This window comes from Blautia sp. MSK18_10, assembly GCF_020553185.1.
In the GTDB taxonomy this organism is placed as follows: Bacteria; Bacillota; Clostridia; order Lachnospirales; family Lachnospiraceae; genus Blautia_A; species Blautia_A wexlerae.
In genome coordinates, this window is the sequence record NZ_JAJCGT010000076.1 from 1 (window position 1) to 5536 (window position 5536).

5 protein-coding genes and 1 pseudogene are annotated in these 5536 nt (G+C 41.8%); 3 read left to right on the forward strand and 3 right to left on the reverse strand.

Annotation, left to right across the window (positions count from 1 at the left end; all coding sequences use genetic code 11):
• The first annotated feature begins 167 nt into the window (after positions 1–167).
• Together LI074_RS16490 and LI074_RS16495 are read left to right on the forward strand one after the other, a co-directional pair.
• Complete coding sequence (locus LI074_RS16490; protein WP_334297945.1) at positions 168–797, forward strand: DUF4317 family protein; 630 nt, start codon at positions 168–170, stop codon at positions 795–797.
• Positions 749–931 (forward strand): annotated as a pseudogene (locus LI074_RS16495) (DNA-3-methyladenine glycosylase I); the annotation flags it as partial. The gene LI074_RS16490 and the pseudogene LI074_RS16495, both read left to right, overlap by 49 nt.
• A gap of 5 nt (positions 932–936) precedes the next feature.
• On the opposite strand, the gene LI074_RS16500 reads toward LI074_RS16495, so the two are convergent.
• A complete protein-coding gene (locus tag LI074_RS16500; RefSeq protein WP_173698422.1) occupies positions 937–1605 on the reverse strand; it encodes a restriction endonuclease in 669 nt (222 codons plus the stop codon).
• Between the two features lie 325 nt (positions 1606–1930).
• Here LI074_RS16500 and LI074_RS16505 point away from each other — a divergent pair, with 325 nt between their 5' ends.
• Entirely contained in the window at positions 1931–2650 is a 720-nt protein-coding gene (locus tag LI074_RS16505) for a GTP pyrophosphokinase (protein ID WP_173698426.1), read from the forward strand.
• A gap of 9 nt (positions 2651–2659) precedes the next feature.
• On the opposite strand, the gene LI074_RS16510 is transcribed toward LI074_RS16505, so the two are convergent.
• Positions 2660–4039, reverse strand: a complete 1380-nt coding sequence (locus tag LI074_RS16510; RefSeq protein ID WP_173698423.1) for an aldehyde dehydrogenase — start codon at positions 4037–4039, stop codon at positions 2660–2662.
• Positions 4036–5265 carry an iron-containing alcohol dehydrogenase gene (locus LI074_RS16515; RefSeq protein ID WP_173698424.1) on the reverse strand — a complete coding sequence of 410 codons (1230 nt, stop codon included), beginning with the start codon at positions 5263–5265 and terminating at the stop codon, positions 4036–4038. The genes LI074_RS16510 and LI074_RS16515 overlap by 4 nt, the downstream gene beginning before the upstream one ends.
• Between the last annotated feature and the right edge of the window lie 271 nt (positions 5266–5536).

Below are 5536 nucleotides of genomic sequence, written 5' to 3' on the forward strand. Positions count from 1 at the left end.
AGCAGGAAGCTCCCACTTCAAAATCTGTAAGATTTAAGTGGCGAGAGCATGTCACGTATGATATACTGACCATAAAAGAAAAGCTTTTTGGAGAGGATGGAACCATTTTGATGAATAAAAAAGATACAAAGATCAACCGAAATGATATGCTGGAATTAACCCGCAGGATGACATTATCCAGAAACTGCTTTGTGCGTGCAGCAGGAGTATATATAGATGATGAGGGATACATAGATAATACCTTCAATGTAAGCTTCAAAAATATGAGCAAACATGATCAGCAGGTAAATCTGGATCTTGCGAAAACCATTCCTTTTTCCAAAACAAATGAACAGTTAAAATGTTATAAATTCCCTGAAGGGGATATGGCATATGACAGCATCCATAAACTACTGATGGCATTATCACAATACGGATTAAAAGATGATCTTCTGGTTCAGACTCTCTGTGAACAGCTTGCGGAGGGAATCTGCAGTACAAGAGATTCATCAAATAGAACAAACCGTCTGCAGGGACAGGAGTTTGGAATTTATATTTATCATGGAATATATGATATTCCCAAGAAAGGCTCAGACCACAGCGAACAGTGGGAGTCAGAAGAAATATACAGTTTCCTGATCTGTGTGGTGGCTCCGGTAGATAAAGATTACAATGCCGGAACTCCAAAATGCGGCTTTATTTTCCCTGCCTTTGAAGACCGTTCCGCAGAACCTGGAAAAATAGATGTATTCTTTGAAATACCGGAGCATCCGGACGAAGGATTTCTGAAAAGTCTGATTGTATATCAAAAGATTTGAAAAAACGTGGTATGAAGTTCGTGGGGACAACGGTCATCTATGCCTATTTACAGGCAGTAGGAGTGCTTTGTTCTCACGAGCAGGGATGCTTTTTGGCAAATCAGAAAGCTGAGCATCATAATAGTTATTCATAAGACTGTTATTTCCTAATTTTTATCCATCCTGCATGAAGCAGATATACGCCTGCCGGAATCAGGGAAAGCATGTGTATATTTGTGCAGCTGCCTGTTTCTGCATATGTCGGCAGAATGAGTGTATGAAATGCAAGATAAAGGTATGTGCCTGCAGCGATGAGATTACACAGAAAAAAACTCCAGCCGAAGATACCGGAAATAGAAGCTGTAAGAATGATAATCAGCGTCAGGGTATCAGGAACAAAGGGAAGATGAATAAAATCAAATTCAGGTTTCAGGGAGAGAAATGCGAGCACTGCGTAAAGAAAAAGCACTGCATTTAATGAACTCATGATCTTAAACGGTAAACTGTAAAAAGGTGTAACAGGGCAGTTGGGCCATAGTTCAACATCCAGTTTCTGTGCAAGCTGGGTTGCTGACTTTGTAAAGGTTATATTTGTCATTACAACAGCTTTATCGCAGTCGTAGAAGTTTGCACCTGCATAGGCTTCCTGAACAGCTTTATTTCCAACGGGATGGGTGTAATATTTACATTGTATCCCATATTTTTTTCGATGTTTGAAAGCAATGATATCGATTCCCTGATCTCCGGAGCTTTGAGTTACTTTTATTTTAGAAAAATGTTTTCGCTTTAGTATTTTTGCACATTGATATTCAAATTCATATCCATCCATGTGTTGAATCTCCCGTATTATATAAAATGTATAGCAGTCTGCAGCAAAATAAGAATACCATGTTTGATGATAAAGAACAAGTGTTTTGCGAAGAAAAGAAGAAGGGGTTATTGTTTACTGGCTGCGTTACTGAGAATGGAATAAACAGTAACGAGAATGGTTACTCTTTGCGGGAATTGTGTTATAATAGTCTTTGATTTATTGTTGCTGAAAAAAGTGAACAGTTTATAGCGAGCCTATTAAATGCATTATTTACGAGGACTGCTATAGTAATTATACAAAACCGTAAGAGGGGGATGAACATTTGAAAAATTTTGAAGAAATTATGTCGGAACGAAAAAACCGTATAGAAGCCAGAAAGGACGAGCTGATCCGCAGGAGTCTGCTGTCTGAAGAATTTCTGGAAATGATCCAGAAAAATAAAAGGCCCTTTGATCTGCTGATGTCTTACTATCAGTGTGCTGTCATGGAGATTGAGACAAAATTCAGAGTGCTGAATCAGGAGTATTCCCTGGAATATGATAAAAATCCTATCGAGGGTATTAAAACCAGAATTAAATCTTATGACAGCATTGTGCGGAAAATACGCAGAAAAAATATTCCCATGTCTTTAACTGCTATAGAAGAAAATATCAAGGATATCGCAGGTGTCCGGGTAATCTGTTCTTTTCCGGAGGATATCTATGAGCTGGCAGACAGCTTTCTGCGTCAGGATGATATTGTACTGATCGAGAAAAAAGATTATATAAAAAATCCAAAACCCAGTGGTTACAGAAGCCTGCATCTGATCGTGCAGGTGCCTATCTTTCTGCAGAAAAACAAAAAAATGGTAAATGTGGAAGTCCAGTTTCGAACTATTGCCATGGATTTCTGGGCAAGTCTGGAACATAAGCTTCGCTATAAAAAAGATATCCCGGCAGATCAGGCACAGCAATTGCAGGAGGAGCTTCTGGCGTGTGCCGCCCAGAGTGCTCAGTTGGATAACCGGATGCAGGAAATTCGTAAGCAACTGGTCAGCAGAGCTGATAAGGGGAATCAATCCTGAGAAAGTTCCTTATTTCAGGAACTTCCTCAATAATTTTTCATAAATTTTTCTATATGGCTGGTATCTCATTGGCAGATCCAGCCATGTTTTTTTGTCTACAATACTCTTATAGTGGGAGAAGGTATGAAAACCGTCTTTGCCATGGTAGGAACCCATTCCGCTTTCACCAAAGCCGCCAAATCCCATTTCACTGGTTGCCAGGTGGATGATGGTGTCATTGACACATCCGCCTCCGAATCCACAGTGGGAAGTAACTTTTTCCGCAGCTTCTTTGTCGGAGGTGAAGATATATAGTGCCAGAGGATGTGCCATGGAGTTGACCTTTTCGATGGCCTCATCCAGGGAATCATAGGTCAGCACAGGAAGCACAGGACCGAAGATTTCCTCCTGCATTACTGCATCCCCGAAGGTTACATTATCCATAACAGTAGGAGCAATCTGAAGAGCTCCCGGATTGTTGTCACCGCCGCAGACTACCTTGCTGGGATCGATCAGATTGCAGATACGAGTAAAGTGCTTTTCATTAATAATTTTCCCATAATTCTTATTATTCAGAGGTGTGGAACCAAACTGTTTCCTGATCTGTTTCTGGATCTGTCGGATCAGTTCATCCTTGATTTCTCTGTCGCAGTAAATATAATCAGGTGCTACACAGGTCTGACCACAGTTGAGATATTTTCCAAATACAATTCTTCTGGCTGCAAGTTTCAGGTTGGCACTTTTCTCTACAATGCAGGGGCTTTTACCGCCCAGCTCCAGGGTAACCGGGGTCAGATGTACAGATGCTTTTGCCATTACTTCCCTGCCAACATGCTGGCTTCCTGTAAAGAAAATATAGTCAAAATGTTCATTGAGAAGAGTGTTATTTTCCGCACGTCCGCCGTTTACCACAGCCACATACTGGGGATCAAAACATTCGGTGATAATGGTTTCAATCACCCGGCTGGTGTGAGGAGAGTAGGCACTTGGTTTCAGTACAACTGTATTTCCGGCTGCAATCGCATCGATCAGCGGATCAATGGTGAGCAGGAAAGGATAATTCCATGGGCTCATAACCAGGACAACACCATAAGGAGATGGCTTCTTATAGCTTCTGGAAGCGAACTGGGCAAGGGGAGTCAGTACTGTTTTTTCTTTTGCATAGGAAGGTGTATGGCGGATCATGTAGCTGAGTTCTGAGAGCACAAGTCCCACTTCACACATATAGGATTCAAAGTTACTTTTTCCAAGGTCACGTTTCAGTGCTTCATTGATCAGTGGTTCATATTTCTGAATACAGGTCTTTAATTTTTTTAAGGCATCCAGCCTTTTTTCTACCGGTAAAGTGGCACCTGTGTAAAAATAGCTGCGTTGTTTCTGAACGATTTCTTTAATTTCTGTTTCTGTCATAATAAACAATCCCCTTTTTCAGAAGTCAGAGACATCAGTATGTAATAAAATTTCTCCAGTTCGGAGGCATCCATAAGCTTCGGCACAGGATACAGAGGATTGGCCTCTTTATCTGCATAATGGGCAAGCTTGGGGATATCTGTTTCCTGAATTTCCTTTACAATATTTACGATTCCAAATCGCTCTTTCATTTCTTCGATTGCCCGGATAAAAAGCTCTGCTGCTTCATGGTCCGGTGTATTTTTGTCTGCAAGTCCTGCTGCAATGGCAAGTTTATGGAGCTTTTTGTCAATGCAGGAGCCATATTCCCGAAGTACCAGCGGCAGCAGAATGGCATTGGCAAGTCCATGGGGAACGTTGTACTGTCCACCCAGGGAATGAGCCACTGCATGAACATATCCTACATAGGATTTGGTAAAAGCACAGCCTGCGTAGAAGGAGGCGTGGAGCATATTTCGTCTTGCCTGAATATTATCGCCATGCTCATAGGCAATGTCTATATTTTCAAAAATCAGTTTTACCGCTTTTAATGCATCCCTGCGTGTATCAATGGTGGTGGAATTGCCAATGTATGCCTCCACTGCATGAGTCAGGGCATCTATACCTGTAGTTGCGGTGATAAATGGGGGCAGGCTTAAGGTAACCTTGGAATCCAGCACTGCATAGCGGGGAATCAGCGGGAAATCGTTGATTGCGTATTTATATCTGGTGTCTGCATCTGTGATCACAGCGGCGAGAGTGGTCTCACTTCCTGTTCCGGCAGTGGTTGGAACTGCCATGAGAAGGGGAAGCTTCTTATGCACCTTCAGGATTCCCTTCATCTGAGCCAGAGACTGATTGGGTTTGACCGCACAGGCACCGACTGCCTTGGCACAGTCCATGCTGGAACCGCCGCCGAAACCGATGATGGCATCACAGCCTTCCTTATGGTAAAGCTCCAACGCCGCGCGGACATTGACAGTAGTTGGGTTGGCAACTGTTTTATCATAAATGGTATAGGGGATGCCTGCCTCCTTTAAAGCTTTTTCCAGTCTTCGGGTAAGTCCAAGCTTCATGATACCGCCATCTGTAATGATCAATACATGAGTGCATTTATGGCGCATGATGATTTCAGGGAGTTCCTTGACGCTTCCTGCTATTTTAGGTTTTCTGTAAGGTAAAAAGGGAATTGCAATGTGAAAAGCTTTCTGAAAAGTCCTGCAATATATTTTTCTGAGAGTGTTCATGGATAATTCCTTTCCTGGGGGCAGCCTGCTGTTTTGCAGACTGCCGGACAGCAGTTACTTCAGAAAAAAATATAACAAGGTAAAAAAGAAAAGTCAATATATTTTGATGTTCAAAATTTATCTTTGGTAAATGAGCTTATTCCGAGACATACGAGCCAAAATTCCATTGCCGCAGGCAATCTGGAATGAATTTTGGCTACGTTACTATGAACGGAGTGAACCAATGGTATTTAGATAAATAAAGCATATTCCGGAGATTACTTGACATTTA

Bases quoted from the DNA above. Each gene is read 5' to 3' on its own strand.
- LI074_RS16515 (WP_173698424.1), bottom strand. From the start codon at position 5,265: ATGAACACTCTCAGAAAAATATATTGCAGGACTTTTCAGAAAGCTTTT.
- LI074_RS16490 (WP_334297945.1), top strand. From the start codon at position 168: ATGACATTATCCAGAAACTGCTTTGTGCGTGCAGCAGGAGTATATATA.
- LI074_RS16500 (WP_173698422.1), bottom strand. From the start codon at position 1,605: ATGGATGGATATGAATTTGAATATCAATGTGCAAAAATACTAAAGCGA.
- LI074_RS16510 (WP_173698423.1), bottom strand. From the start codon at position 4,039: ATGACAGAAACAGAAATTAAAGAAATCGTTCAGAAACAACGCAGCTAT.
- LI074_RS16505 (WP_173698426.1), top strand. From the start codon at position 1,931: ATGTCGGAACGAAAAAACCGTATAGAAGCCAGAAAGGACGAGCTGATC.